The 25,596-nt window shown below is 41.3% G+C and carries 21 protein-coding genes, 1 tRNA gene and 2 rRNA genes; 18 read left to right on the top strand and 6 right to left on the bottom strand.

The features are described 5' to 3' along the window. Nucleotides 1-23: 23 nt before the first annotated feature. Nucleotides 24-512, top strand: coding sequence for a transposase (locus GM698_RS02960; protein WP_176812248.1), 489 nt, complete (start codon nt 24-26; stop codon nt 510-512). A gap of 90 nt (nt 513-602) precedes the next feature. Here GM698_RS02960 and rph read toward each other — a convergent pair whose 3' ends face one another. Next, entirely contained in the window at nt 603-1,319 is a 717-nt protein-coding gene (gene rph, locus GM698_RS02955; RefSeq protein ID WP_176809631.1) for a ribonuclease PH, read from the bottom strand. Nucleotides 1,320-1,600: 281 nt separating this feature from the next. Between rph and GM698_RS02950 the strand changes: the two genes are divergently transcribed. Continuing rightward, on the top strand, nt 1,601-2,464 hold the full coding sequence (locus GM698_RS02950; protein WP_176809632.1) for a YicC/YloC family endoribonuclease: 864 nt from the start codon (nt 1,601-1,603) through the stop codon (nt 2,462-2,464). Nucleotides 2,465-2,472: 8 nt separating this feature from the next. Next, nucleotides 2,473-3,363, top strand: coding sequence for a folate-binding protein (locus tag GM698_RS02945; protein ID WP_209289634.1), 891 nt, complete (start codon nt 2,473-2,475; stop codon nt 3,361-3,363). A 28-nt stretch (nt 3,364-3,391) separates the two neighbouring features. Here the strand turns inward: GM698_RS02945 and GM698_RS02940 are convergent, their stop codons facing one another. Further along, nucleotides 3,392-3,652, bottom strand: coding sequence for a YfhL family 4Fe-4S dicluster ferredoxin (locus GM698_RS02940; RefSeq protein WP_159629122.1), 261 nt, complete (start codon nt 3,650-3,652; stop codon nt 3,392-3,394). Nucleotides 3,653-3,945: 293 nt separating this feature from the next. On the opposite strand from GM698_RS02940, the gene rbsD reads away from it, so the two are divergent. From rbsD to GM698_RS02910, 6 genes are all read left to right on the top strand, one after another. Next, a complete protein-coding gene (gene rbsD, locus GM698_RS02935; RefSeq protein ID WP_176807468.1) occupies nt 3,946-4,365 on the top strand; it encodes a D-ribose pyranase in 420 nt (139 codons plus the stop codon). Nucleotides 4,366-4,374: 9 nt separating this feature from the next. Further along, nucleotides 4,375-5,871, top strand: a complete 1,497-nt coding sequence (rbsA, locus tag GM698_RS02930) for a ribose ABC transporter ATP-binding protein RbsA (protein WP_176812832.1) — start codon at nt 4,375-4,377, stop codon at nt 5,869-5,871. 9 nt (nt 5,872-5,880) lie between these two features. Beyond that, complete coding sequence (gene rbsC / locus GM698_RS02925; protein WP_176807467.1) at nt 5,881-6,849, top strand: ribose ABC transporter permease; 969 nt, start codon at nt 5,881-5,883, stop codon at nt 6,847-6,849. Nucleotides 6,850-6,870: 21 nt separating this feature from the next. Then, a complete protein-coding gene (rbsB, locus tag GM698_RS02920) occupies nt 6,871-7,749 on the top strand; it encodes a ribose ABC transporter substrate-binding protein RbsB (protein WP_176807466.1) in 879 nt (292 codons plus the stop codon). Between the two features lie 84 nt (nt 7,750-7,833). Beyond that, complete coding sequence (gene rbsK / locus GM698_RS02915; protein WP_176812249.1) at nt 7,834-8,754, top strand: ribokinase; 921 nt, start codon at nt 7,834-7,836, stop codon at nt 8,752-8,754. 32 nt (nt 8,755-8,786) lie between these two features. Continuing rightward, nucleotides 8,787-9,797 (top strand): substrate-binding domain-containing protein, encoded by a 1,011-nt coding sequence (locus GM698_RS02910; protein ID WP_176812250.1) that lies wholly within the window; start codon nt 8,787-8,789, stop codon nt 9,795-9,797. Nucleotides 9,798-9,828: 31 nt separating this feature from the next. Here the strand turns inward: GM698_RS02910 and narL are convergent, their stop codons facing one another. After that, nucleotides 9,829-10,458, bottom strand: coding sequence for a two-component system response regulator NarL (gene narL, locus GM698_RS02905; RefSeq protein ID WP_176807463.1), 630 nt, complete (start codon nt 10,456-10,458; stop codon nt 9,829-9,831). Between the two features lie 193 nt (nt 10,459-10,651). On the opposite strand from narL, the gene rlmKL reads away from it, so the two are divergent. The 5 genes from rlmKL (at nt 10,652) to GM698_RS02880 (ending at nt 15,940) form a co-directional block, all read left to right on the top strand. Further along, nucleotides 10,652-12,787, top strand: coding sequence for a bifunctional 23S rRNA (guanine(2069)-N(7))-methyltransferase RlmK/23S rRNA (guanine(2445)-N(2))-methyltransferase RlmL (gene rlmKL, locus GM698_RS02900; RefSeq protein ID WP_209289633.1), 2,136 nt, complete (start codon nt 10,652-10,654; stop codon nt 12,785-12,787). A 13-nt stretch (nt 12,788-12,800) separates the two neighbouring features. Next, nucleotides 12,801-13,280, top strand: a complete 480-nt coding sequence (gene trmL / locus GM698_RS02895; RefSeq protein WP_159629131.1) for a tRNA (uridine(34)/cytosine(34)/5-carboxymethylaminomethyluridine(34)-2'-O)-methyltransferase TrmL — start codon at nt 12,801-12,803, stop codon at nt 13,278-13,280. Between the two features lie 161 nt (nt 13,281-13,441). Continuing rightward, complete coding sequence (nagB, locus tag GM698_RS02890) at nt 13,442-14,236, top strand: glucosamine-6-phosphate deaminase (RefSeq protein ID WP_159629132.1); 795 nt, start codon at nt 13,442-13,444, stop codon at nt 14,234-14,236. Nucleotides 14,237-14,312: 76 nt separating this feature from the next. Further along, nucleotides 14,313-15,455: an N-acetylglucosamine-6-phosphate deacetylase gene (gene nagA, locus GM698_RS02885; protein ID WP_209289632.1), complete on the top strand. Its 1,143-nt coding sequence runs from the start codon at nt 14,313-14,315 to the stop codon at nt 15,453-15,455. A gap of 161 nt (nt 15,456-15,616) precedes the next feature. Further along, nucleotides 15,617-15,940: a DUF2322 family protein gene (locus GM698_RS02880; RefSeq protein WP_176812254.1), complete on the top strand. Its 324-nt coding sequence runs from the start codon at nt 15,617-15,619 to the stop codon at nt 15,938-15,940. A 54-nt stretch (nt 15,941-15,994) separates the two neighbouring features. Here GM698_RS02880 and tal read toward each other — a convergent pair whose 3' ends face one another. The 3 genes from tal to pdxS all read right to left on the bottom strand — a co-directional run bounded on the left by tal (nt 15,995) and on the right by pdxS (nt 18,535). Then, complete coding sequence (tal, locus tag GM698_RS02875) at nt 15,995-16,942, bottom strand: transaldolase (RefSeq protein ID WP_159629135.1); 948 nt, start codon at nt 16,940-16,942, stop codon at nt 15,995-15,997. A 148-nt stretch (nt 16,943-17,090) separates the two neighbouring features. Further along, entirely contained in the window at nt 17,091-17,663 is a 573-nt protein-coding gene (gene pdxT, locus GM698_RS02870) for a pyridoxal 5'-phosphate synthase glutaminase subunit PdxT (RefSeq protein WP_006248501.1), read from the bottom strand. Next, entirely contained in the window at nt 17,663-18,535 is an 873-nt protein-coding gene (gene pdxS / locus GM698_RS02865) for a pyridoxal 5'-phosphate synthase lyase subunit PdxS (protein WP_209289631.1), read from the bottom strand. Before pdxS ends, pdxT begins: the two co-directional genes overlap by 1 nt. A 235-nt stretch (nt 18,536-18,770) precedes the next feature. Between pdxS and GM698_RS02860 the strand changes: the two genes are divergently transcribed. From GM698_RS02860 to GM698_RS02845, 4 genes are all read left to right on the top strand, one after another. Continuing rightward, entirely contained in the window at nt 18,771-20,174 is a 1,404-nt protein-coding gene (locus GM698_RS02860) for a PLP-dependent aminotransferase family protein (protein ID WP_209289776.1), read from the top strand. Between the two features lie 382 nt (nt 20,175-20,556). Continuing rightward, a 16S ribosomal RNA gene (locus tag GM698_RS02855) occupies nt 20,557-22,097 on the top strand. Nucleotides 22,098-22,296: 199 nt separating this feature from the next. Further along, a tRNA-Glu gene (locus tag GM698_RS02850) sits at nt 22,297-22,372 on the top strand. 217 nt (nt 22,373-22,589) lie between these two features. After that, nucleotides 22,590-25,490: ribosomal RNA gene (locus tag GM698_RS02845) — 23S ribosomal RNA — on the top strand. Together the 16S and 23S rRNA genes with 1 tRNA gene alongside form the textbook arrangement of a ribosomal RNA operon. Nucleotides 25,491-25,596 lie beyond the last annotated feature (106 nt).

The following is a 25,596-nucleotide window of genomic DNA, read 5'->3' as shown; positions in this document are numbered from 1 at the left end:
AATTTCACTTAGTCGCGATTGTAATGAGAGCGTTAAGGAAAAAACATCAATTTCACGCTGGTAGAGAATTGAAATCAATTATTAAAACGTTAAAAACAAGCTCAAAAAATGAATTTTATTTAAAAATCCATTATTGGAAAATAAAACATCAAGATTTTTTAAATGCACGTTCAGACAAAGTGAATGAAAAAGGAAAATATCCCTATAAACATCGGAATGTAAGGAGTGCATTGGCGAGTATTAATCGTTATTTTGATTATCTATTTACCTATGAAAAACACCTTGAGCTTCATATAGAAAAGACCACAAATCGGATAGAAGGGTTATTTAAAGAGTTAAAAGATAAATTGTGTCCATATAGTGGTTTAACGAGGAAGCATAAGATATTGTTTATTAAGGATTTTTTAAATAAAAGAGTTGGTAAGAATAATCAAAAATATTCATTACCAACTGTTTTGTCCTATTGGCATATAAAGTGGAGAAAAACCAACTATTTTGTCCTATATGCCTAAAAAATCTGCACCTTAATCAGTTGGTTTGGTTGTCCAACTTTTGGGGAGCAGATCAACAAGCGGTTATTTTTTGCCGAATATTTGCAAATATTATTTTGCCAACGCTTTACGTTGAGCATCAACGAGCTGGCTAATCCCTTGCTTCGCTAAATCTAATAAAGTGAGTAATTCTTCGTGAGAGAACGGCTCGCCCTCTGCGGTGCCTTGTACTTCTACTAAACGACCGTCTTCTACCATCACCACATTCATATCGGTTTCGGCGTTGGAGTCTTCCACATATTCTAAATCGCATACCGCTTCGCTCTCGACAATGCCGACGGAAATTGCGGCGACTAAGCCTTTCATTGGATTGGTTTTGAGTGTGCCGTTCGCCACTAATTTGTTCATTGCATCGTGTAACGCTACGCACGCCCCGGTGATTGATGCGGTGCGAGTGCCGCCGTCTGCTTGGATAACGTCACAATCAACCGTGACTGTGCGTTCGCCTAAAGTTTTTAAATCTACTACCGCACGCAAAGAACGGGCGATTAAGCGTTGAATTTCCATTGTGCGTCCGCCTTGTTTGCCTTTTGCGGCTTCACGTTGGGTGCGGGAATGGGTTGCTCGTGGCAACATACCATATTCTGCGGTTACCCAACCTTGTTGCTGACCTTTTAAAAAGCGAGGAACAGTTTCCTCCACCGTTGCGTTACATAGCACTTTGGTTTCACCAAATTCAATTAAGACTGAACCTTCAGCGTAACGTGTGTAGTTGCGGGTAATTTTAATTTCTCTCACTTGGTTATTTGCTCGATTATTTGGACGCATTTCCTTTTCCTTTTTGCTAAAATTTTTACCATTTTAACAAAGAAAACAGTAGAATGTGAGTTTTCTTTATCAAGTCTATTTTGCTCTCTCCTCTTATGGGAGAGAGACCGCTTGTTGAGGAGTTCAGTGAAACGAGCAGAGAGAGGGGGAAGCGGTTATTTTTGTTCACTTTTTTGCAAATTTCCCCCTCTCCCTGATTTTTCTTCTGAACTTTTTACTAATTAGGGAAAATCTGTCCCTTTCCCACAAGGAGAGAGGGGTATATCATATGAGGAATAATAATGATTTATAGTATGACAGCCTTTGCTCATTTAGAGATCAAAAAAGAGTGGGGCAATGCAGTGTGGGAGCTTCGCTCGGTAAATCAACGTTTTTTAGAAACCTATTTTCGCTTGCCAGAGCAGTTTCGCAATTTAGAAATGACTTTGCGTGAGCGTTTACGTGCAGCCTTAACTCGTGGCAAAGTTGAATGTAGCTTGCGTATTGATTTAAGCAAAACGCAAAATAGTGAAATTGCGTTAAATAAAGCCTATGCAACGCAAGTGGTTCAATCATTAAAATGGCTAAAAGACACCGCAAATGAAGGTGAGATAAACTTAGTGGATGTGCTTCGTTTTCCAGGCGTGGTAGATAATGAAAGTCAAGATTTAGATCAAATTGCACAAGATTTATTAGTCGGTTTTGAGCAGATTTTGGCGGATTTTATCGCAATGCGTGCAAGAGAAGGTGAGAACGTACAAGCCCTGATTTTGCAACGTTTGCAAGCAATTTCAGCTGAAGCAGCCAAAGTACAAGCGTTAATGCCTGAAATTCTGCAATGGCAAAAAGATCGCTTACAGCAGCGTTTTGATGAGTTGAATTTACAGCTCGAACCGCAACGCTTAGAGCAAGAAATGGTGTTGCTTGCCCAGCGTGTTGATGTGGCGGAAGAATTAGACCGCTTGCAACTGCACGTGAAAGAGACCTCGAACGTCCTGAAGAAAGGCGGAGCCGTGGGGCGTAAATTAGATTTTATGATGCAAGAACTCAACCGTGAATCGAATACCCTCGCTTCAAAATCGATTAATGCGGAAGTGACTAATTCGGCGGTAGAGCTTAAAGTGTTAATTGAACAAATGCGTGAGCAAATTCAGAATTTGGAGTAGGAAAATCGATGAAATTGAGTTGTAACCAAGTTAGTCACGCTTATCCAAATCTCTGCGTGCAACTTTTTCAGTATCGCTTAATAGACATTGCAGGAGCAGATGCGGAGAAATATCTCCAAGGGCAACTAACCTGCGATGTGGCAAAAATTGCAGTAGGCAGCCACACTTTAACCTGCCATTGCGATCCGAAAGGCAAAATGAGTGCGTTATTGCGATTATACCGTGCTAAAAGCGATAAATTTGTGGCGATTATTCACATCAGCTTATTGCCCGAAGCACTTACTCAATTAAAAAAATATGCGGTGTTCTCTAAAGTGACTTTCACCGAGCTAGATACCCCAATTTACGGCATTGTCGGCGAAGAAGCATTTGCAAAATTATCTGAAAATATGACCGCTTTAACGCTTAGTCAAGGGCAAAAGCGAGCCTTTGTTTGGGGTGAAAACCTTGAGCCAAATGGCGATGAAAACCTCTGGGCATTAATGGACATTCAAGATGGTATTCCTGTTTTGTTGAAAGAAAATCAGTTTGAACTTATTCCTCAAGCGGCCAATTTACAGTTGCTGGAAAATGCGATTTCTTTCACTAAAGGTTGCTATATCGGGCAGGAAACGGTAGCCCGAGCCAAATATCGTGGGGCGAATAAACGAGCGTTATTTACCCTTGCGGGCAAGTTTGAAGGCGATGTGGATTTGCCTGAACCGAGTTCGGCAGTGGAAATGCAATTAGGCGAAAACTGGAAAAGCACAGGAACGATATTAGACAGTGCAATACACGATAATATTTTATGGGTTCAAGCTGTGCTGAATAAAGATGTAGAACCCGACGCTCAATTTAGAGTAAAGGGTGTGAATTTGCAGGTGATAAAATTGCCGTATAGTTTAGAAGAAAGCGAGTAAAAGAGGCGGTCATAGTAATATGACCGTTTTATATTTTGTCTGGGTGATGAATCATTACAAATCGTTCCCAAAGCTGTTCTTCAGTTTCCTGATTGTCGGGATCTTTCACAATACAATTTGTAATTGGGCAAACTTTTTGGCAGGTTGGCTTATCGTAATGCCCAACGCACTCTGTACAAAGTATGGGGTCGATCACATAGATATCATTGCCTACCGAAATGGCATCATTCGGGCATTCGGGCAAGCACATATCGCAGTTAGTACATTTGTGGGTAATCAGTAAAGCCATAAGTTTGTGTTGAGAAAATAAAAATCAAACAAGCGGTTAGATTTACTCGCTTCGCTCGCACTTCGTGCCATCGGCAAAAGCCGATGTTCAAACGCAAGCGTTTGTGCAAAAAAATTTGCAAAGTTGACCGCTTGTCATTCAAGGTTGCCTATTATAAAGCAAAAAAATTTGAACTACTTCACATTTTTGCAATTTGGTTGTTTATTGCGGAGAAAAAATTTTTTATGATGTTATCGAAACGTTTCGATGGACTGTTTTCCAAGCATAATCAAGCGAGATAAAGGAAGGTTGAGATGAAAAAAACGATAAATCTTAATGCACCGCTTTCACATAGCATTGCTACACTTGGGCATACTGATAGTTTAACTATTTGTGATGCAGGCTTACCTATTCCAAATGGTGTGGAGAGAATAGATCTCGCTTTAACCGCAGGTGTACCGAGTTTTTTACAGACTTTTGATGTGGTAGTTAGCGAACTTTTCGTCGAGAGAGTGCTGATTGCGGAAGAAATTAAGCAGAAAAATCCACAAATTTTAGACGCTTTATTAGCTCGTTTAAACCAATTGGAGCAAGCTCAAAACAATCAAATTCAAATTGATTATGTAGATCACGAGATGTTCAAAGAACAGACACACTATAGTAAAGCCGTTGTGCGTACAGGGGAATGTTCACCTTATGCCAACATCATTTTATATTCGGGCGTACCGTTTTAAGGTGGAATGATGGAAACCTTGTTAAAAATGAGCGGGATTGATAAATCTTTCCCTGGGGTGAAAGCGTTAAGCAATGCTTGTTTGTCGGTGTATGCTGGCAGAGTGATGGCATTGATGGGTGAAAACGGAGCGGGTAAATCCACGTTAATGAAAGTCTTAACGGGTATTTATAGCAAAGATGCAGGCACACTTCATTATTTAGGCAATGAGGTTGCTTTTAAAGGCCCTAAAAATTCGCAGGAAGCAGGCATTAGCATTATTCATCAAGAACTGAATTTAGTGGGCAATTTAACTATTGCAGAAAATATTTTCCTCGGGCGTGAATTTAGGCACGCGTGGGGAGCAATTGACTGGAAGAAAATGTACGCAGAAGCGGACAAATTACTTGCTCGACTTGGCGTGAAACATAGTGGCCATCAGCTTTGCTCGGAATTATCGATTGGTGAGCAGCAAATGGTTGAAATTGCTAAAGCCCTTAGTTTTGAATCTCAAGTGATTATTATGGATGAGCCGACCGATGCTTTAACTGACACCGAAACCGAAGCGTTATTTAAAGTCATTCGTGAGCTTAAAGCGGAAAATCGTGGAATTGTTTATATTTCTCACCGCTTGAAAGAGATTTTTGAGATTTGTGATGATGTAACGGTACTTCGTGATGGGCAATTTATCGGCGAGGAGAGAGTTGTTGATCTTGATGAAGATAAATTAATTGAAATGATGGTTGGACGTCGTTTAGAAGAACAATATCCTCATTTGGAGCAACCTCGTGGTGAGTTATTACTCAATGTGAAAAATTTAACGGGCGGTGGCGTGAACGAGGTGTCGTTCCAACTACATAAAGGTGAAATTGTGGGTATTTCTGGCTTAATGGGAGCAGGGCGTACTGAGTTAATGAAGGTGCTTTATGGTGCGTTATCTAAAACCGCTGGCACGATTGAGTTAAACTGCAAGGCAATTTCAAATAGCTGTCCGCAAGATGGACTGAATAACGGCATTGTGTATATTTCTGAAGATCGCAAAGGCGATGGGCTGATTTTGGGAATGTCGGTGAAAGAAAATATGTCTTTAACCTCTTTAGATCATTTTTCAAAAGGGGCTTCTATCCGACAGGATGCAGAAAAACGGGCAGTGGATGATTTTATCGAGATGTTTAATATCAAAACGCCAAGCCAAGATCAACAAATTGGGTTGCTATCTGGCGGTAATCAGCAAAAAGTTGCAATAGCCAAAGGTTTGATGACTCGCCCAAATGTATTGATTTTAGATGAGCCTACTCGAGGTGTTGATGTTGGTGCGAAAAAAGAGATTTACCAATTAATCAATGAGTTTAAAAAAGATGGATTAAGTATTTTGATGGTCTCGTCTGATATGCCTGAAGTGCTTGGTATGAGCGATCGCATATTAGTGATGCGTGAAGGTAGGATTAGTGCAGAATTTACTCGTGAAGAAGCAAGCCAAGAAAAATTATTGGCAGCAGCTATCGGCAAAAATATAGCGTTAAATTAAGGTGTTTTTATGACAACTCAAACAAATAAATTTCAATTAAGTAGATTTTTAATAGAGCAACGTTCTTTTGTCGCGTTATTTATTTTAATCATCATTGTTTCAATGATTAACCCTGATTTCTTCAGCGTGGACAATATTTTAAATATTCTACGTCAAACTTCTGTGAATGCGATTATTGCGGTGGGAATGACGTTTGTCATCTTAATTGCAGGGATTGATTTATCAGTAGGTTCGGTTTTGGCATTAACAGGTGCAGTGGCAGCCTCATTAGTGGGGTCGGAAATGCCGATTTTCCTTGTCATTCCATTAGTTTTATTACTAGGAACAGCCTTTGGCGGTATGAGTGGCGTGATTGTGGCAAAAGGCAAAGTGCAAGCCTTTATTGCTACCTTAGTGACAATGACGTTATTACGTGGTTTAACAATGGTTTATACAGACGGACGACCAATCAGCACCGGTTTTTCTGACCAAGCAGACGCGTTTTCTTTCATTGGCACAGGGTATTTATTTGGCATTCCTTTTCCTATTTGGATTATGGCAGTTGTATTTACTGTGGCTTGGTATATTTTAAAACACACACCGATAGGTCGTTATATTTACGCTTTAGGTGGTAATGAATCTGCTACCCGACTTTCTGGCATTAACGTGAATAAAATCAAGATTTTCGTATTTGCTGTAAGTGGTTTCTTATCTGCACTAGCAGGCTTAATTATCACTTCGCGTCTTTCTTCTGCACAACCAACGGCTGGGGTTTCATACGAACTGGATGCTATTGCTGCGGTTGTTGTAGGTGGAACCAGCCTAATGGGTGGTAAGGGACGTGTAATGGGAACATTAGTTGGGGCATTGATTATCGGTTTCTTAAATAATGCACTCAATTTATTGGATATTTCTTCGTATTATCAGATGATTGCTAAAGCATTGGTTATTTTAGCAGCAGTATTAGCTGATAATTATTTAGGCACTAAAAAAGTATAATCATCTTCAAAGGAGATTTCTATGAAAAAATTAACAACGCTCGCTTCAGCTATTATGTTGAGTTTCTCTGTAGCGGCAACTGCTTCAGCGAAAGAGACAATCGCATTAGCGGTATCAACTTTAGATAATCCATTTTTCGTGAGCCTTAAAGATGGGGCTCAAAAGAAAGCGGATGAATTAGGCTACACATTAGTGGTGCTGGATTCTCAAAATGACCCAGCAAAAGAGCTTTCTAACGTGGAAGATTTAACCGTGCGTGGGGCTAAAGTGTTATTGATTAACCCAACAGATTCAGAAGCGGTTGGAAATGCAGTGAGAATTGCAAATCGTAATAACATCCCTGTAATTACATTAGATCGTGGTGCAGCCAAAGGAGATGTAGTCAGCCACATCGCATCAGATAACGTAGCAGGTGGTAAAATGGCAGGTGATTTTATCGCACAAAAATTGGGTGCAGGCGCAAAAGTTATCCAATTAGAAGGAATTGCGGGTACATCAGCTGCACGTGAGCGTGGAGAGGGCTTTAAACAAGCGATTGATGCGCATAAATTCAATGTATTAGCATCTCAACCCGCTGATTTTGATCGTACAAAAGGCTTGAATGTAACGGAAAATTTATTATCAAGCAAAGGCGATGTACAAGCGATTTTCGCACAAAATGATGAAATGGCATTAGGTGCATTACGTGCAGTGAGTGCAGCTAAGAAAGATGTGTTAATCGTTGGTTTTGATGGTACAGATGATGGTGTGAAAGCAGTAGAAAGTGGTAAATTAGCCGCCACTATTGCTCAACAACCAGAATTAATTGGTGCATTAGGTGTGGAAACTGCCAATAAAGTGATTAAAGGCGAAAAAGTGGAAGCAAAAATTCCTGTTGATTTAAAAGTTATTGCAAAATAATTGCTTAGCCTAGCGGGGCTGAATTATGCGTAACCCAGTACGGCTTTGCCGTGCTGGGCAAATATTGGCAACTAAGGACTTACTATGAAAAAACTCACCGTTCTCGGTAGCATTAACGCTGATCACGTGATTTCCGTTCCCTACTTTGCTAAACCAGGGGAAACGCTCACGGGGCATAGTTACCACATTGCTTACGGCGGTAAAGGGGCGAATCAAGCAGTGGCGGCAGCTCGGCTTGGGGCAAAAGTGTCTTTTATTGGCTGTATTGGCGATGATGACATCGGTAAAGCAATGAAAACTGAGTTCGAGAAAGACGGTATTAATACTCGCCCGATCAAATCGATAGCAAATGAAATGACAGGTATTGCGATGATTCAAGTTGCGGAATCTGGTGAAAATAGCATTGTGATTTCAGCTGGAGCGAACGGTTATTTAGACGAAGCGGTTGTGGCTGAATTTGAATCGGAAATTGCACAAGCTGATTATTTATTAATGCAGTTAGAAACGCCTTTATTAGCTATTATTCAAGCTGCAAAAATCGCTAAAAACAGCAACACGCAAGTTGTGCTTAATCCTGCACCAGCCAGAGAATTACCTGATGAATTATTAAGCCTTTTAGATATGATTACCCCAAATGAAACAGAGGCGGAAATTTTAACGGGTATAAAAGTCGTTGATGAAGCAAGTGCGAAACAAGCTGCTCAAATATTTCATCAAAAAGGCATTCAAAAAGTGCTGATTACACTGGGTTCAAAAGGCGTGTTCGTTAGCGAAAATGGGCAAGGGGAAATCGTTGCGGGTTTTCGTGTAAATGCAGTAGATACTACCGCCGCAGGCGATACGTTTAACGGTGGATTGGTTACCGCAATGTTGGAAGATAAGCCACTTGATGAGGCGATTCGTTTTGCACACGCAGCAGCAGCTATCAGTGTCACGCGAAAAGGTGCTCAGTCATCGATTCCAACTCGCCAAGAAACCTTAGATTTTCTCAGCCAGCAACACTAACAAGCGGTTGTTTTTTTAGGAAATTTTTGCAAATGGCAACAATGAAAGATATTGCTCGGCTAGCGAAAGTTTCAACTTCGACGGTTTCTCACGTAATTAACAACAGCCGCTTTGTGAGTGAGGAAATTCGAGAAAAAGTTCAAACGATAGTAAAAGAGCTAAATTATATGCCCTCTGCATTGGCTCGTAGCTTAAAAGTTAATCAGACCAAAACGATAGGTATGTTAGTCACCACAACTAGCAACCCTTTCTTTGCGGAGGTGATGGCTGGCGTTGAGCGTTATTGCCAGCAACATCACTATAATTTGATTATTGCTACTACTAATGGAGATGCTGAGCGTTTACAGCACCATATACAAACGCTAATTCAACGCAAAGTAGATGGCTTATTGCTAATGTGTGGTGATGCGAGATCAAATAATAGCGAACGGCTAAATATCCCGCTGCCACTTGTGGTGGTGGACTGGTGGTTTACTGAACTAAATGCCGATAAAATCTTTGAAAATTCTATATCTGGTGGCTATCTTGCAACAAAAACCTTGATTGAGGCTGGGCATGAAAAAATTGGCATTATCACGGGTAATATCAAAAAATCCCTCGCCCAAAACCGTTTAGAGGGCTACAAAAAAGCCTTAATGGAAGCGGATATTCCGCTGAATCCAAATTGGATTATTGGGGGGCATTTTGATTTTGCCAGTGGCATTGAGGCAATGAATCAATTACTTGATCAAGCAGAAAAACCGACCGCAGTTTTCGCTTGTAGTGATACGATTGCTGTGGGAGCTTACCAAGCTATTTGGCAGCACGGTTTAAGCGTACCGCAAGATATTTCAATTATCGGCTACGATGATATTGAGCTGGCGAAATACCTTTCTCCACCATTGAGTACGATTAGTCAGCCTAAGGCGGAATTAGGGCAACTTGCGGTTGAAACGTTGTTAAAGCGGATCGGCTCACCATCTAGCGATTTTCAAACCATTATGTTAGAGCCTAAATTGGTGTTAAGAGACTCAATTCTTACTATAAATAAAAATACTGCATAATTTATCTTATGCAGTATTTTTATCATCTATTTTAGCCTTTCTGTTGCTCTAAATAGAGAACGGTTGCCGCTACACGAGAGTGAACATTCAGTTTACGTAATAAGTTGCGAATATGTACTTTTACTGTTTCTTCCGAAATAAAGAGTTGGGCTGCAATTTGTTTGTTTGACATACCTGTTGCTATCCATTGTAAAACATCAAGTTCACGGTCGGTTAAGCAACTAAGAGGATCATTTTCTGGTTGGCGGTTTAATAAATGCTGACGAACAGTTTCGCTTAATACCACTTCGCCTGCGGTAGCTCTGCGGATATTATCTAGCAATTCTGGCGTATCGGTATCTTTTAATAAGTAGCCATCAACACCAGCGTCCATTAACGCAAATATGTCTGATTGCTCGTCAGAAACTGTTAGCACGATAATACGAGCATCTACGCCTTGTGCTCTTAATGAGCGTAAGGTGTCTAATCCAGACATTCCTTTCATATTTAAATCTAAGATAATCACATCTGGCTCAAGCTGTAATGCCAGTTCAATGCCATCTGTGCCGTTGCTGGCTTCGCCTATTACTGTAAACTGATCGTCTAGTTCTAATAATTGACGCATACCTTGACGCATAAGTGGATGGTCGTCAATTAATAAAATATTCGTTGGAGTTGTCATTTCTTTCTCCTTTCTTTCCATAATCGGCTCATTCTGCAATTATTACTCTAAAATAGCAAGGTTATGATTTTAAAAAAACGCTCTTTTTTGATCTTGGCTAAGTTTTAATTCATCAAGAAATTGCAAAACTTTGCAAGAAAAAGACCGCTTGTTCGGCTATAATGTGGCGATATTTTTATTTGAGTAACCAAAAATGACAAATCAAACAACTTATTTTGCGACCGCTGCACGAGGTTTTGAAGAAATGCTCAAAACCGAGCTAGAGCAAATTTGCAATGCGGAATGCAAAGTAGCTCAAGGCGGGGTGCATTTTACCACCAGTCTAAAAGGGGCTTATCAGGCATTGCTACATAGCCGCCTTGCCTCTCGTATTTTATTGCCGTTAATCAATACGAAAATTTTTAGCGATAGTGATTTATATGCCTCCATCGTTTCATTTAGTTGGGCAGATCTATTCGACCCTCGTGATACTTTTTATATTGACTTTAATGGCACGAATCGAGAAATCCGCAATACCCAATTTGGTGCAATGCGTGTAAAAGATGGTATTGTGGATTATTTTGAGCGTAAGGGTTTTGCTCGCCCAACGGTGGATAAAGTTCACCCCGATGTACGGATTCACGTTTATTTGGATCGTGAGAATGTGGTGATCTCACTGGATCTCAGTGGCGATGCGTTACATATTCGTGGCTACCGTGAAGAGACGGGTAAAGCCCCCTTGCGTGAAACTTTGGCTGCTGCGATTGTGCTACGTTCGGGCTGGAAAAAAGATACGCCGTTAGTTGATCCAATGTGTGGTTCTGGCACGTTATTAATTGAAGCGGCACAAATGGCGGGGAATATTGCACCGCAACTTCACCGTAAACATTGGGGCTTTAACGCGTGGAAAGGGCATAATTTAGCACTATGGCGTGAGGTTTTAGATGAGGCATTTTTGCAAAAAAATGATGAAATTGAACCGCTATTCTATGGTTTTGATTTAGATCACCGTGTTCTTGTCAAAGCTAAACAAAACGCTAAAAATGCAGGGGTGGATCATTTAATTCACTGGCAACAAGGTGATGTAGCGGCATTGAAGAATCCAATTCCAGATCAAATTGGCACCGTGATTTGTAACCCACCGTACGGCGAACGTTTAGGCACAACCCCTGCGTTAATCGCCCTCTATTCGGTATTCGGGCAGCGTTTAAAACAACAATTTGCAGGTTGGAATGCCTCCATTTTCAGTGGTGAGCCAGAGTTACTTAACTGCTTGCGTTTGCGTTCTGCTCGTCAATTTAAAGCGAAAAACGGACCTTTGGATTGCATTCAGAAAAATTATCTGATTAGCGAAAATGCTAACAAGCGGTCAGATTTTGATGAAAATGTGCAATTTGAGCAAAGTACTCAAGTGGCACCTGATTTTGCAAATCGCCTTACCAAAAACATCAAAAAAATCGAAAAATGGGCAAAGCAGCAGGGTATTGATGCCTACCGTTTGTATGACGCAGATTTACCTGAATATAATTTAGCAGTAGATAGATATGGCGATCACATTGTGGTACAAGAGTATCAAGCCCCGAAAAATATTGATGAGCAAAAGGCACGCCAACGCTTGCTTGATGCGGTTTCAGCAACGCTTTATGTAACCGGTGTGGAAACAAACAAATTGGTACTGAAAGTTCGCCAAAAACAAAAAGGCACAAACCAGTATGAAAAATTAGCGAACAAAGGCGACTATTTCTATGTAAATGAGTATGGTGCGAAACTGTGGGTGAACTTAACCGATTATTTGGATACAGGCTTGTTCCTCGATCATCGATTCACTCGCAAAATGGTCGGCGAAATGGCAAAAGGAAAAACTTTCCTCAATCTATTTGCCTACACTGGCTCGGTAACGGTTCACGCAGCATTAAATGGAGCAATATCTACCACCACGGTCGATATGTCGAAAACCTATTTGAATTGGGCGGAACAGAATTTAGAGCTGAATAACCTGTCGCTTCGCCATAATCATTTATATCAAGCGGATTGTTTGCAATGGCTTGCACAATGTCGTGAGCGATTTGAGCTGATTTTCGTGGATCCGCCCACTTTTTCTAACTCAAAACGAATGGAAAACAGTTGGGACGTACAACGAGATCACATCAATCTGATGACGCAGCTCAAACGCATTTTAACCGCAGATGGTACTATCGTGTTCTCGAACAACAAACGTGGTTTCAAAATGGATTTTGACGGCTTGGCGGAATTAGGTTTAACGGCAGAAAACATTTCTCATAAAACCTTACCGCTCGATTTTGAACGCAATCCGCAGATTCATAATTGTTGGATTGTAAAGAATTTATAAGACTGAATTTAAAATGTTAGACATTGTTTTATATGAACCTGAAATCCCACAAAACAGCGGGAATATTATTCGCCTTTGTGCAAATTGTGGCTTTCGTTTACATATGATTGAGCCGTTCGGATTTGGCTGGGATGATAAAAAATTACGCCGTTCGGGCTTGGATTATCACGAATTTGTCGATATCCAAAAATACAAAAATTTTGAAGACTTTCTAGCACGGGCTAAGCCAAAACGCCTATTTGCACTCACTACGCGTGGAGAGCAAAACCACAGCGATGTGAAATATGAATTGGGTGATTTCTTAATGTTCGGGCCAGAAAGCAGAGGCATTCCAAAACCGTTGCTAGCAGAAATGCCGATGTCACAAAAAATCCGCATTCCAATGTGTAAAGACAGTCGCAGTATGAATTTATCAAACTCAGTTGCGGTAGTGGTTTATGAGGCGTGGCGACAATTTGGTTATCAGAATGCGGTGGCGGCACAGTCAATTTAATTATGACAAGCGGTTTAATTTTTGCAAAATTTTGTAGAAATTAAACCGCTTAAATTTTATGTGATCTGGATCACAAAAAACAGATAAAAAATAGAATTTGAAGCGATATTTCATTAAAATAATAAAAAATGAAGTGTTAATTTAAAAATCAAGGAGATACTATGCGTTTAATACCACTAGAAACGGATCGTGATGTCAGCGTTTGGGCTGCTCGTTATATTGTTGATCGTATAAATGCTTTTAAACCAACTAAAGAGAAACCTTTCGTACTTGGCTTACCAACGGGTGGTACACCTGAAAAAACGTATAAAGAGTTAATTAAACTTTACCAAGCAGGTGAAGTGAGTTTCAAAAATGTGGTTACTTTTAATATGGATGAATATGTTGGCTTACCGAAAGATCATCCTGAAAGCTATCACAGTTTTATGTTTAAGCATTTCTTCGATCACGTGGATATCCCACTTGAAAATATCAATATCCTCAACGGTATGGCTGAAGATGTGAATGCAGAATGTGAGCGTTATGAAGAAAAAATCCGTTCTTACGGTAAAATTCATCTCTTTATGGGCGGAGTGGGAGTAGATGGCCATATTGCATTTAATGAGCCTGCATCATCACTTTCTTCTCGTACTCGTATCAAAACATTAACGGAAGATACTCGTATTGCCAACTCTCGCTTTTTTGATAATGATGTAAGCCAAGTGCCAAAATTTGCTTTAACAGTGGGTGTAGGCACATTGCTTGATGCAGAAGAAGTCATGATTTTAGTTACAGGCCATCACAAAGCGTTAGCATTGCAGGCTTGTGTGGAAGGTGCGGTAAATCATCTTTGGACTATTAGCTGCTTACAGTTACATCGTCGTGGTATTGTGGTGTGTGATGAGCCAGCAACCCAAGAGCTGAAAGTAAAAACAGTTAAATATTTCAAAGAGTTAGAGAAAAATGTAGTGCGTTAATTATTTTACAAGCGGTTGTTTTTGCAAAAAAATTTGCGAAAATAACCGCTTGTTGTCATTTAAAGGAATACAAAATATGAATCATTATGCCTTAACAAATTGTGTGATTTACACTGGCGAACAGGTATTGTATCAACACGCTCTGGTGGTAAAAGACGATAAAATTGAAGCGATTACTCTTGAGGCTGATTTGCCCCAATATTTAGAAAAAATTGATTTAGGTGGCGTAAATTTATCGGCAGGTTTTATTGATTTGCAACTCAATGGCTGTGGTGGTGTGATGTTTAATGAGGAGATTACTATTCGTACTCTTGAAATTATGCAGGAGACCAATTTGCGTTCAGGTACAACCAGCTACTTGCCCACTTTTATTACTTCACCTGATGAAGGTATGAAGCAAGCGGTGGTTATTATGAGAGAGTATTTATCCAAACATAAAAACCAGGCGTTAGGCTTACACTTTGAGGGACCTTATCTAAGTGTAGAGAAGAAAGGGGTCCACCGTCCTGAATTTATTCGCGATATCAGCCCTGAAATGCTCGATTTTCTTTGTGCCAATGGTGATGTTATTACCAAAATTACGATTGCGGCGGAAAACCCAGCGGCTGATTATATTAAACGCTTTAATGAGGCAGGTATTATCGTTTCACTTGGGCATTCAAACGCAACTTATGCTAAAGCCAAAGAGCGTATTGCTGAGGGAGCTGCTTTTGCTACACACTTGCATAATGCGATGTCACCAGTTAGCTCTGGGCGTGAAGGTGGTGTTGTAGGTGCAGTGCTTGATAGCGATATTTATGCAGGCATTATTTGCGATGGTTTACACGTTGAATGGGGCAATATTCGTATTGCGAAAAAAGCAAAAGGCGATAAATTATTAATTGTGAGCGATGCGGTGGCAGCAGCAGGGAGCAATATTGACTCATTCATCTTTATCGGTAAAAAAATAACGGTAAAAGATGGAAAATGCTACGATGAATTTGGGGCTTTAGGTGGTGCAGCCATTACCATGATTGAGTCAATCCGTAATGTTGTTCAACATTGTAACATCAGTCTTAATGAAGCCATTCGAATGAGTACACTTTATCCAGCAAGAGCGATTGGCGTTGAAGATACACTTGGCTCATTGAGTGTAGGTAAGATCGCTAATTTAGCTATTTTTGATAATCAGTTCAGTGTGAAAGGTACTGCCGTAAATGGCAAGTTACATTGGAATTAATCTTAATCGCCAGTAAAATTAGTGGAACTGTTTACAACAAATTGAACAAATTCGACCGCTTGTATAATTAACGGATCTTTAAGCTATAAACTTTAATCATAATAGCATATAATCAAAAGGCAGATGTAGTATCTGCCTTTATCTTTATCAGGGAGAACCAAATGCAATTTAAAGATTACTTAGCGACTTTTCCGACCATCGATCATCTTTCAGGCTTAGATGTTATTAATAGTGGTGAGGTGATGCAACATATTCCAGCCATTGAAGGAAAACTAGGCTCACTAAGACTCTATTACGCACTTTACGAAAAATTTGAAGGAAAGTTAGATGTGAATGCTGCACAGCAAGGTCTTGAATGGTTTGCAGAGCATACTGAAGAGGCGAGAACCCATATAGGCAAACATCCAAATATTGATTTATTATTCAAGGTTATTGATAACGATTTACAGCTGGTTTTAGAGCCAGTTGTAGAACAAAAAATTTAATTAAATATAAACCCCGCTTTAACATTTATTTAAAGCGGGGTTTATATTTACATATTACAGTTTTTCAGCAAGCATTGCTTCTAACTTCTCTTGGTCAATCGCAAATTTACGAATGCCTTCAGCTAATTTTTCCACTGCCATTGGGTCTTGGTTATGCTCCCAGTAGAATTCTGCTTCTGTCATTTTTTCTGGACGAGGCTTGATTTCACCTTTGTAATCTAGCTTGCAAACTAATTTTTCATCGCTCTCTTGTAGCTCTTTTAATAACGGTGGTGAGATGGTTAAACGGTCGCAACCAGCTAACTCAATGATCTCTCCTACATTACGGAAACTTGCACCCATTACAATAGTGTCATAACCGTGTTGTTTGTAGTAATTGTAGATATTGGTTACTGAAATTACACCTGGATCTTCAGCTGGAGCATACTCTTTACTTTCGTGAGCTTTGTACCAGTCTAAAATACGACCAACAAATGGAGAGATTAAGTAAACCCCTGCTTCTGCACACGCACGAGCTTGAGCTTGAGAGAATAATAACGTTAAGTTACAGTTAATGCCTTCTTTTTCTAACTGTTCTGCTGCCTTTATACCTTGCCAAGTAGAGGCAATTTTAATTAAAATGCGATCATTACTGATGCCTGCATCGTTATATAATCCAATTAATTTACGTGCTTTAGCGATGGTTTTTTCAGTATCATAAGAAAAACGAGCATCAACTTCTGTAGAAATACGTCCAGGTACAAGTTTTAAGATTTCTAAACCAATATTTACCGCTAATTTATCTTCAGCATCAACTAACTGTTGATCTTTATCGCTACTTTGTGCTTTTGCGTAATTAATTGCTTCTTCAATTAATGGAGCATATTGTGGTAATGCAGATGCACTTAAAATTAAAGACGGATTTGTTGTTGCATCTTTTGGCTTATAAAGTTTGATTGCTTCAATATCGCCAGTGTCAGCAACGATAACGGTCATTTTGCTTAAGGTGTCAAGTTGGCTCATAGTCTGATTCCTTTTTTGATTGTGAAATAAATAGTAGTAAAAGTTACTATAATAATAACATAAGGGAAATAGAGTTTTAGTATTTTTTTATTCAAAACTACTTTTTCTAAAAAAGTATAAAAAATAAGAGGCAATAGCCCCTTTTCTTTTACTTATTTTTTCGGCACATTTCCACAAAATAGCGGTGAAAACTTAAATCATTATTCACTTCGGGATGGAAGGATATGCCTATCTGATTTTGGTATTTTACTCCGACAATCTTACCGCTTATCTTGGCTAAAATTTCCACATCTTTTCCAGTACTTTCTATATAAGGCGCACGAATGAATGTGAGCGGAATTTTACCGAGATATTTAACTTCTTCTTCTACTAAAAACGAGCCTAATTGCCTTCCGTAAGCATTACGTTTCACTGTTACAGGCAAAGTAGCCAAATGTTTTTTATCGTCGTTTACCAAATTTTCCGCAAGCAAAATTAAACCCGCACAAGTTCCAAGCGTTGGCAAGCCATTTAAAATTTTTTGACGAAGCGGCTCAAGCAAGCCTAATTCACGTAATAATTTACCTTGAACAGTCGATTCGCCACCAGGTAAAATCAGACCATCAAAATCTTGGTTTAAATCAGCAAGTTGACGAATTTCCATACTTTCTACCCCTAGTTGCTGGAGTTTATCAGTATGCTCGCTAAATGCACCTTGCAGAGCAAGAATAGCAATTTTCATTAGACACCTCTTGCTGCCATTAGCAATTCAATCTCTTGCTCATTAATTCCTACCATTGCTTCACCTAAATCTTCAGAAAGCTCCGCAAGTAATTTAGGATCGTTGTAGTTGGTAACAGCTTGTACAATAGCTCGTGCTCGTTTAGCAGGATCGCCTGACTTGAAAATACCTGAGCCAACGAAGACTCCTTCTGCACCTAACTGTATCATCAATGCAGCATCGGCAGGGGTTGCAACACCTCCAGCAGCAAAGGTGACAACAGGCAATTTTTGGTACTGATGTACATATTGTACTAAATCAAATGGTACTTGGAGCTCTTTAGCTACGTGATAAAGTTCATCTGTGGTATGTGAAACCAAGCGGGCAATTTCTTGTTTCATTTTGCGAAGATGATGTACTGCTTGCACCACATTGCCTGTTCCTGGCTCGCCCTTACTACGGATCATAGCAGCGCCTTCATTAATACGACGTAGAGCTTCGCCTAAATTTTTTGCACCACATACAAATGGCACTTCAAATTTACGCTTGTTAATGTGGAAGGTATCATCTGCAGGAGAAAGCACCTCACTTTCGTCAATATAGTCAATTTCGATCGCTTGCAGGATTTGTGCTTCTGTAACGTGTCCAATACGTACTTTCGCCATTACAGGAATGGATACCGCTGCTTGGATACTCTTTATCATCTTGGGATCACTCATACGAGAAACGCCACCAGCTGCACGAATATCTGCAGGAATTCTCTCTAGTGCCATTACTGCACAAGCTCCAGCTTCTTCCGCAATGCAGGCTTGCTCAGGGGTAGTTACATCCATAATTACACCGCCTTTTAACATTTGAGCAAGTTGTCTGTTTAAATCATAGCGATTAGTCATTGTACTTTTTCCTTCTAATTGTTGAATAATTGAACAAGATTGCTGAATTTTTTCGTAGTTTCGATTAGCTCGGCATTAAGTTTATTTTTATATTCGCTGGATGCGAGTGTTCAATAAAAATACATCTACCAATTTAAATACACTCAGCCAATTTGAGTGAGGAAACAGTATGTATTGTAATTTAATCTGAACTGTTTAGAATGACCATTTTATGTTTTTCTTATCATGTCAGATTATGCTTACCTACACTTTTAACACACAAGAAGGCACAGCTCTCTATGAGCAACTTTACCGTTTTCTAAAAAACGACATTGAAAGCAACATACTTATAGCAGGGGATAAACTGCCATCTAAACGTGTTTTTGCAAAGCATTTAGGCATTTCAGTAATGACAGTGGAAACAGCTTATCAGCAGTTAGTAGCAGAAGGTTATGTGAATGCTCAGCCTAAAAAAGGCTTTTTTGTAAATGCCTTAAATTTACCAAAGAAAAAGGAAGACATATCAGTTCAGCTACAAAAAATCAGTTCAGAACAGTATGAGAAAAATAAAAAATGGCAGGCAGATTTAACTAATCGACAGACTTTAGCAGAAAATTTTCCGTTTTCGGTTTGGACAAAATTAGTACGCGAAGTGCTGAAAACACACCAAAGTGAGCTAATGGAGCGTGCTGAGAGTGGGGGAGTATGGACATTAAAATGTGCGATAGCCAATCATCTGCGAGCTTTTAGAGGAATGATCGTTAATCCAGCACAGATTATTATTGGAGCGGGTACGGAGTCTCTTTACGGTTTGCTCATTCAGCTTCTAGGCTTAGATAAACATTATGCACTAACTGAGCCCAGTTATGATAAATTACGTAGAATTTATCACAGCTATCGCTTATCAACAGACACGGTGTCAATGCCGTTTCCAATTGATGAGTTAAATTCAAAGAATGTGGACGTGATACATACCTCGCCATCACACCATTTTCCGACAGGACACGTAATGCCGATTGCCAAACGTTATGAGTTGTTAGCTTGGGCTGCACAAAAAGCTGAAAGATATATTGTAGAAGACGACTACGACAGCGAATTTCGTTTTGTAGGACAACCAATTCCTGCATTGCAATCTATTGATATGCTCGGGCGAGTTATCTATATGAATACTTTTTCTAAAACGCTCTCTTCAACTGTACGAATTGCCTATATGGTTTTGCCACCAGAATTACTGAATCGTTTTCAGCAGGAATTAGGGTTTTATGCTTCTACCGTTTCCAATTTTGAGCAATATATTTTGGCAGAATTTATTCAACAAGGCTATTTTGAAAAGCATATCAATCGAATGCGAGCGTATTATCAAAAAAAGAGGGATAAATTACTAAAAGCTTTCAAGCAAGGCAATTTAGCAGAAAAGATTGCAATAAAAGAAGAACATTCAGGCTTGCATTTCATTGTACAGCTAAATACAACATTAACAGAAAGGCAAATTTTACAGGCAGCAGAAGAACAAGGTATAAAATTTGTCGCATTGTCTGCTTATTATCAAGATAAATCTCAAATTCAGCAAAATGCTTTTATAATTGGGTACTCTAACTTAAAAGATGATCAGATTAATTATGTAGCGGAGAGCCTGAAAAAAATTTTGGACAACGAATAACAAGCATCAAAACTGCTTTAATTTTTAGCAAATTGGCTTAAAAACACGCAAGCGGTAATTATTTTAGTGATTTTTGCAAAATATTATCAAATTCTCCTTGCAAGACATTTTGTTTTGCGTATAATGCACGGCACACAACGACGCACTGTTGTGAATGATTAGATGTTGATTACGGTGCGTCGTTTTGTTTTGTTCTTTAACAATTTATCAGACAATCTGTGTGGGCACTTGTTGATAGACTTGATTTAAAAAATATTTTAAAACTTGAAGTCTTAATAGGTGCTTATAACTAGAAATTCATTATTTTTGATTTCTTGACTTAAGTTAAGTTTAGAAGTTGAAGTGAACTTTAGCTAAGCAGTTTATTGAGCGATTGAACTTTTAATTGAAGAGTTTGATCATGGCTCAGATTGAACGCTGGCGGCAGGCTTAACACATGCAAGTCGAACGGTAGCAGGTTAGTACTTGTACTAATGCTGACGAGTGGCGGACGGGTGAGTAATGCTTGGGAATCTGGCTTATGGAGGGGGATAACGACTGGAAACGGTCGCTAATACCGCGTAATCTCTAAGGAGGAAAGGGTGGGACTTTCGGGCCACCTGCCATAAGATGAGCCCAAGTGAGATTAGGTAGTTGGTGAGGTAATGGCTCACCAAGCCGTCGATCTCTAGCTGGTCTGAGAGGATGACCAGCCACACTGGAACTGAGACACGGTCCAGACTCCTACGGGAGGCAGCAGTGGGGAATATTGCACAATGGGGGGAACCCTGATGCAGCCATGCCGCGTGAATGAAGAAGGCCTTCGGGTTGTAAAGTTCTTTCGGTCGCGAGGAAGGCGTTGATTTTAATAGAATCGGCGATTGACGTTAACGACAGAAGAAGCACCGGCTAACTCCGTGCCAGCAGCCGCGGTAATACGGGGGGTGCAAGCGTTAATCGGAATAACTGGGCGTAAAGGGCACGCAGGCGGACTTTTAAGTGAGATGTGAAAGCCCCGGGCTTAACCTGGGAATTGCATTTCAGACTGGGGGTCTAGAGTACTTTAGGGAGGGGTAGAATTCCACGTGTAGCGGTGAAATGCGTAGAGATGTGGAGGAATACCGAAGGCGAAGGCAGCCCCTTGGGAATGTACTGACGCTCATGTGCGAAAGCGTGGGGAGCAAACAGGATTAGATACCCTGGTAGTCCACGCTGTAAACGCTGTCGATTTGGGGATTGGGCTTTAAGCTTGGTGCCCGTAGCTAACGTGATAAATCGACCGCCTGGGGAGTACGGCCGCAAGGTTAAAACTCAAATGAATTGACGGGGGCCCGCACAAGCGGTGGAGCATGTGGTTTAATTCGATGCAACGCGAAGAACCTTACCTACTCTTGACATCCAGAGAATCCTGTAGAGATATGGGAGTGCCTTCGGGAGCTCTGAGACAGGTGCTGCATGGCTGTCGTCAGCTCGTGTTGTGAAATGTTGGGTTAAGTCCCGCAACGAGCGCAACCCTTATCCTTTGTTGCCAGCACGTTATGGTGGGAACTCAAAGGAGACTGCCGGTGATAAACCGGAGGAAGGTGGGGATGACGTCAAGTCATCATGGCCCTTACGAGTAGGGCTACACACGTGCTACAATGGCGTATACAGAGGGCGGCGAGCCAGCGATGGTGAGCGAATCTCACAAAGTACGTCTAAGTCCGGATTGGAGTCTGCAACTCGACTCCATGAAGTCGGAATCGCTAGTAATCGCAAATCAGAATGTTGCGGTGAATACGTTCCCGGGCCTTGTACACACCGCCCGTCACACCATGGGAGTGGGTTGTACCAGAAGTAGATAGCTTAACCGCAAGGGGGGCGTTTACCACGGTATGATTCATGACTGGGGTGAAGTCGTAACAAGGTAACCGTAGGGGAACCTGCGGTTGGATCACCTCCTTACCAAAAAAATCAAGCGCGAAGCTAGGCGAGAGTTTAGCGTCGCGACGACAGCAAGTGTTCACACAGATTGTTTGATAGAGTAGACAGGACAGAGATGAATGAAAGTTAGGCATTCAAGCGGTTAAAATCTTGCAGAAATTTGCAAAATCGCTAAAATACTTAACGCTCAACTGGCAAAAGGAAAGCATCTTTAAATGATGTCCCCATCGTCTAGAGGCCTAGGACATCGCCCTTTCACGGCGGTAACCGGGGTTCGAATCCCCGTGGGGACGCCATTTAAAGATGATTTTTATTGTCTTAATGTTCTTTAAAAATTTAGAAACAAGCTGAAAAACTGAGAGATTTTCGAAAGAAAGTCTGAGTATGTAATAAAATCTTAGCTGAACAAAAGCAGCTAAGTGTTTAGTTTAAAACAGACTTTAAATGTGTTGTTATGTTGTTTTTTCTTTCCTTTTGATTGAAATACAAAAACAAAAACATTTGAGGTTGTATAGTTAAGTGACTAAGCGCACAAGGTGGATGCCTTGGCAATCAGAGGCGATGAAGGACGTGCTAATCTGCGAAAAGCTTGGATGAGTCGATAAGAGGCGTTTAATCCAAGATGTCCGAATGGGGAAACCCAGTAGATGAAGAATCTACTATCACTTGCTGAATACATAGGCAAGTGAAGCAAACCGGGAGAACTGAAACATCTAAGTACCCCGAGGAAAAGAAATCAACCGAGATTTCGTTAGTAGCGGCGAGCGAACGCGAAAGAGCCAGTGAGTAATAGCGGATTTATTAGAGGAATGAGCTGGGAAGCTCAATCATAGAGGGTGATAATCCCGTACTCGAAAATATTTCCGTGGTACTAAGCTCACAACAAGTAGGGCGGGACACGTGATATCCTGTTTGAAGATGGGGGGACCATCCTCCAAGGCTAAATACTCCTGATTGACCGATAGTGAACCAGTACTGTGAAGGAAAGGCGAAAAGAACCCCGGCGAGGGGAGTGAAATAGAACCTGAAACCTTGTGCGTACAAGCAGTGGGAGCAGATTTATTCTGTGACTGCGTACCTTTTGTATAATGGGTCAGCGACTTATATTTTGTAGCAAGGTTAACTGAATAAGGGAGCCGTAGGGAAACCGAGTCTTAACTGGGCGTATAGTTGCAAGGTATAGACCCGAAACCCGGTGATCTAGCCATGGGCAGGTTGAAGGTTGGGTAACACTAACTGGAGGACCGAACCGACTAATGTTGAAAAATTAGCGGATGACTTGTGGCTGGGGGTGAAAGGCCAATCAAACCGGGAGATAGCTGGTTCTCCCCGAAATCTATTTAGGTAGAGCCTTATGTGAATACCTTCGGGGGTAGAGCACTGTTTCGGCTAGGGGTCCATCCCGGATTACCAACCCGATGCAAACTGCGAATACCGAAGAGTAATGCATAGGAGACACACGGTGGGTGCTAACGTTCATCGTGGAGAGGGAAACAACCCAGACCGCCAGCTAAGGTCCCCAAGTACTAGTTAAGTGGGAAACGAAGTGGGAAGGCTTAGACAGCTAGGATGTTGGCTTAGAAGCAGCCATCATTTAAAGAAAGCGTAATAGCTCACTAGTCGAGTCGGCCTGCGCGGAAGATGTAACGGGGCTAAAACTAGTCACCGAAGCTGCGGCATCAATGGAAACATTGTTGGGTAGGGGAGCGTTCTGTAAGCGGAAGAAGGTGAGTCGAGAGGCTTGCTGGACGTATCAGAAGTGCGAATGCTGACATAAGTAACGATAAAACGAGTGAAAAACTCGTTCGCCGGAAGACCAAGGGTTCCTGTCCAACGTTAATCGGGGCAGGGTGAGTCGGCCCCTAAGGCGAGGCTGAAAAGCGTAGTCGATGGGAAACGGGTTAATATTCCCGTACTTGGTGTAATTGCGATGTGGGGACGGAGAAGGTTAGGTTATCAGGGTGTTGGATTACCCTGTTTAAGCTGGTAGTTGGGAAGATTAGGCAAATCCGGTCTTCTATTAACAACGAGAAGTGATGACGAGACTCTACGGAGTTGAAGTAACCGATACCACGCTTCCAGGAAAAGCCACTAAGCGTCAGATTACACTAAACCGTACTATAAACCGACACAGGTGGTCAGGTAGAGAATACTCAGGCGCTTGAGAGAACTCGGGTGAAGGAACTAGGCAAAATAGCACCGTAACTTCGGGAGAAGGTGCGCCGGCGTAGATTGTAATCCCTCGCGGATGAAGGTTGAACCGGTCGAAGATACCAGCTGGCTGCAACTGTTTATTAAAAACACAGCACTCTGCAAACACGAAAGTGGACGTATAGGGTGTGATGCCTGCCCGGTGCTGGAAGGTTAATTGATGGTGTTATCGAAAGAGAAGCTCCTGATCGAAGCCCCAGTAAACGGCGGCCGTAACTATAACGGTCCTAAGGTAGCGAAATTCCTTGTCGGGTAAGTTCCGACCTGCACGAATGGCATAATGATGGCCAGGCTGTCTCCACCCGAGACTCAGTGAAATTGAAATCGCCGTGAAGATGCGGTGTACCCGCGGCTAGACGGAAAGACCCCGTGAACCTTTACTATAGCTTGACACTGAACATTGAATTTTGATGTGTAGGATAGGTGGGAGCCTTTGAAGATGACACGCTAGTGTTGTTGGAGGCGTCCTTGAAATACCACCCTTTAACGTTTGATGTTCTAACGAAGTACTCGGAACGAGTACTCGGACAGTGTCTGGTGGGTAGTTTGACTGGGGCGGTCTCCTCCCAAAGAGTAACGGAGGAGCACGAAGGTTTGCTAATGACGGTCGGACATCGTCAGGTTAGTGCAATGGTAGAAGCAAGCTTAACTGCGAGACAGACAAGTCGAGCAGGTGCGAAAGCAGGTCATAGTGATCCGGTGGTTCTGAATGGAAGGGCCATCGCTCAACGGATAAAAGGTACTCCGGGGATAACAGGCTGATACCGCCCAAGAGTTCATATCGACGGCGGTGTTTGGCACCTCGATGTCGGCTCATCACATCCTGGGGCTGAAGTAGGTCCCAAGGGTATGGCTGTTCGCCATTTAAAGTGGTACGCGAGCTGGGTTTAGAACGTCGTGAGACAGTTCGGTCCCTATCTGCCGTGGGCGTTGGAGAATTGGTTGGGGCTGCTCCTAGTACGAGAGGACCGGAGTGGACGCACCGCTGGTGTTTCGGTTGTGTCGCCAGACGCATTGCCGAGTAGCTACGTGCGGAAGAGATAAGTGCTGAAAGCATCTAAGCACGAAACTTGCCAAGAGATGAGTTCTCCCAGTCTATAAGACTGTAAGGGTTGTTGGAGACTACGACGTAGATAGGCACAATGTGTAAGCGTAGCGATACGTTGAGCTAATGTGTACTAATTGCCCGAGAGGCTTAACTATACAACGCTCAAGTGTTTTTATAGAAAAAATAAGAAAGCACGAAGCGAAGTAACGTAAAGTAAAGACTAAACAAAAAAGGCAAACAAATAAACTCAGAAAATAAATA

This window comes from Mannheimia sp. ZY171111 (assembly GCF_017750945.1).
Classification (GTDB): Bacteria; Pseudomonadota; Gammaproteobacteria; order Enterobacterales; family Pasteurellaceae; genus Mannheimia; species Mannheimia pernigra.
The sequence above is the reverse complement of the archived record's forward strand: the minus strand, read 5'-3'. Positions and strand labels throughout refer to the sequence as shown.

Bases quoted from the DNA above. Each gene is read 5' to 3' on its own strand.
- GM698_RS02945 (WP_209289634.1), top strand. From the start codon at position 2,473: ATGAAATTGAGTTGTAACCAAGTTAGTCACGCTTATCCAAATCTCTGC.
- rbsB (WP_176807466.1), top strand. From the start codon at position 6,871: ATGAAAAAATTAACAACGCTCGCTTCAGCTATTATGTTGAGTTTCTCT.
- GM698_RS02860 (WP_209289776.1), top strand. From the start codon at position 18,771: ATGCTTACCTACACTTTTAACACACAAGAAGGCACAGCTCTCTATGAG.
- GM698_RS02940 (WP_159629122.1), bottom strand. From the start codon at position 3,652: ATGGCTTTACTGATTACCCACAAATGTACTAACTGCGATATGTGCTTG.
- tal (WP_159629135.1), bottom strand. From the start codon at position 16,942: ATGAGCCAACTTGACACCTTAAGCAAAATGACCGTTATCGTTGCTGAC.
- rbsK (WP_176812249.1), top strand. From the start codon at position 7,834: ATGAAAAAACTCACCGTTCTCGGTAGCATTAACGCTGATCACGTGATT.
- narL (WP_176807463.1), bottom strand. From the start codon at position 10,458: ATGACAACTCCAACGAATATTTTATTAATTGACGACCATCCACTTATG.
- rbsD (WP_176807468.1), top strand. From the start codon at position 3,946: ATGAAAAAAACGATAAATCTTAATGCACCGCTTTCACATAGCATTGCT.
- nagB (WP_159629132.1), top strand. From the start codon at position 13,442: ATGCGTTTAATACCACTAGAAACGGATCGTGATGTCAGCGTTTGGGCT.
- trmL (WP_159629131.1), top strand. From the start codon at position 12,801: ATGTTAGACATTGTTTTATATGAACCTGAAATCCCACAAAACAGCGGG.
- pdxS (WP_209289631.1), bottom strand. From the start codon at position 18,535: ATGACTAATCGCTATGATTTAAACAGACAACTTGCTCAAATGTTAAAA.
- rlmKL (WP_209289633.1), top strand. From the start codon at position 10,652: ATGACAAATCAAACAACTTATTTTGCGACCGCTGCACGAGGTTTTGAA.
- rbsC (WP_176807467.1), top strand. From the start codon at position 5,881: ATGACAACTCAAACAAATAAATTTCAATTAAGTAGATTTTTAATAGAG.
- pdxT (WP_006248501.1), bottom strand. From the start codon at position 17,663: ATGAAAATTGCTATTCTTGCTCTGCAAGGTGCATTTAGCGAGCATACT.
- rph (WP_176809631.1), bottom strand. From the start codon at position 1,319: ATGCGTCCAAATAATCGAGCAAATAACCAAGTGAGAGAAATTAAAATT.
- GM698_RS02950 (WP_176809632.1), top strand. From the start codon at position 1,601: ATGATTTATAGTATGACAGCCTTTGCTCATTTAGAGATCAAAAAAGAG.
- rbsA (WP_176812832.1), top strand. From the start codon at position 4,375: ATGGAAACCTTGTTAAAAATGAGCGGGATTGATAAATCTTTCCCTGGG.
- GM698_RS02910 (WP_176812250.1), top strand. From the start codon at position 8,787: ATGGCAACAATGAAAGATATTGCTCGGCTAGCGAAAGTTTCAACTTCG.
- GM698_RS02960 (WP_176812248.1), top strand. From the start codon at position 24: ATGAGAGCGTTAAGGAAAAAACATCAATTTCACGCTGGTAGAGAATTG.
- GM698_RS02880 (WP_176812254.1), top strand. From the start codon at position 15,617: ATGCAATTTAAAGATTACTTAGCGACTTTTCCGACCATCGATCATCTT.
- nagA (WP_209289632.1), top strand. From the start codon at position 14,313: ATGAATCATTATGCCTTAACAAATTGTGTGATTTACACTGGCGAACAG.